Annotated in this window: 2 protein-coding genes; one reads left to right on the top strand and one right to left on the bottom strand. The window is 58.2% G+C overall.

Annotated elements, in window-relative coordinates:
• Window positions 1–523 (top strand): hypothetical protein (locus G4223_RS03625; RefSeq protein ID WP_163675146.1); only part of this gene is annotated, 523 nt, incomplete at its 5' end.
• 56 nt (window positions 524–579) lie between these two features.
• On the opposite strand, the gene G4223_RS03620 is transcribed toward G4223_RS03625, so the two are convergent.
• Entirely contained in the window at window positions 580–1,608 is a 1,029-nt protein-coding gene (locus tag G4223_RS03620) for a tetratricopeptide repeat protein (RefSeq protein WP_163675143.1), read from the bottom strand.
• Window positions 1,609–1,716: the final 108 nt, after the last annotated feature.

The following is a 1,716-nucleotide window of genomic DNA, read 5'->3' as shown; positions in this document are numbered from 1 at the left end:
GCCGGATGACCAGCCGGACGATAAGCCAGATGAGGGGGACGAGAACGAGGAATGCGAACGGCTAAAAGCGGCTTTTGAGGAGAAGCAGGCGGCAATGCTGGAGCTCCGGGACAAGCTATCCGCGGAGGAAACCCTTCTTCAAAGCATTGAAGCCGACATCGAGGATCTCAATCAGCAAAAACAAGATATTGAGGAGTTGATGGTCGAATTGGCGCTTCAAGGGAAAGGGGATTACGATGTCGGCAAGATTCCGAAAAAGCTCCAGTATCTTTTTAAGATATTCCCAGCAATGGGAATGATCAGGGGAATAGTGGAAGCAACGAACGCCGCGATGGAATATTACCACAACGAGGTTATACCGAAACGATCCGCCTTGGAAAAGGAGCGTCAAGAAGTTCTCTCACGCAAGCAGGAGCTCGAATCAGCCTTGGATGAAGCTGCCAGCGCAGCTGATGCAGCAGCCGATGAGTTCGAGTCCGGCTGCGGAAGGGTCGCCCCTGGAGATGCTGGCCCGATGGTCTAGCCCATCCTTTTCTCCCCGGATCAGGCATGGCGCCGGTCCGGGGCATCTCCCGACACCTACTCGCATTCCTTTGTGCGTCGATAAGACTTAGTCTTTGGTGCCGGTGGGGTGACGTCGAACGCGCTCTCCGCGAGGAATACAACAGCGTCAGGCTTCAAATGGGATGCCGCCTCGGCCAGTGCGGCATCAACATCAATTCCCGCTGCCTTCGCGCGCGTCAACCATCGATAGGCGGCGTGGAAATCTTTGCGCACTCCGAACTCGCCTGTCGTCAATACCGTCCCCAGTCTCGACTGCGCCTGCGGATTTCCGGCCGACGCGGCCCGATGGAGCCAGCCTATTCCTGCAACTTCGTTGACCGCCACCCCACGTCCTTCCAACAACTGGACAGCAAGGGCGAACTGGGCGCCCACAGCGTCACTCTTGGCGGTACTGAGGCGCCAAAGACAGGCCCGCTGCGGGTCGGCAAAAAATGGGGGCTGCCCACTCTCGATCTGAGAAGCCGTCGAAATCCTGCTCTCTATGGGAGCGTCCAGCAGGGCTTCGATCCGATCGAACTCGTCTTGGATCAATGCCGGAATATCCTGCTGCATGGCCGAGGTCAGCCGTTCGCGCCGATCTTTGTGGTCACCATCGCCCCACCCCAAAATTGCTTTCTGCGCCCACCGGCGCGCCTCGGCTTCATTAACAGGGACGCCGTCACCTAATGCATAGAGTTTGGCAAGCAACAGCATGGACCGCTCCCGCCCCTGCTTTGCCGCCGTCAGGAAGTGCTCGGCTGCACGGCCAACCGTTCCGTCGCCGCAGGTGCCGGTGATGATCATGATTCCGGAAAGCTCGTGCGCCAAGGGATCTGCAAAATTCAGGCCTTCAGCCAAATACTGTTGAACCGCAGGACAATCTTTTATCGCCCAGGCTTTTCCCCATTTGGGGAACCATTCGCGCCGCGACTCGGAATCTGCGTTATTAGTGCGCGACCCAGTCTCCAACCCAGGTTCGGAGGCCGATGAATTGCTGGAACCGGGAGTGAGCCCCAGACAAAGGGCGGCACCAAGGATCGCAGCCCCCACGACAACCGTCCGCATTCCAACCTCCCGCCATACAACCGTAGGGAACGATAGGGCAGTCGCCACTATCGAGCAACCTTCACCGAGACACGAAAGCGGGGCCGCAATGCGGCCCCGCATCGATTA

The sequence above is a fragment of the Magnetospirillum aberrantis SpK genome (assembly GCF_011022235.1).
Taxonomy (GTDB): domain Bacteria; phylum Pseudomonadota; class Alphaproteobacteria; order Rhodospirillales; family Magnetospirillaceae; genus Magnetospirillum; species Magnetospirillum aberrantis.
This window is presented reverse-complemented; position numbering and strand designations above follow the sequence as displayed.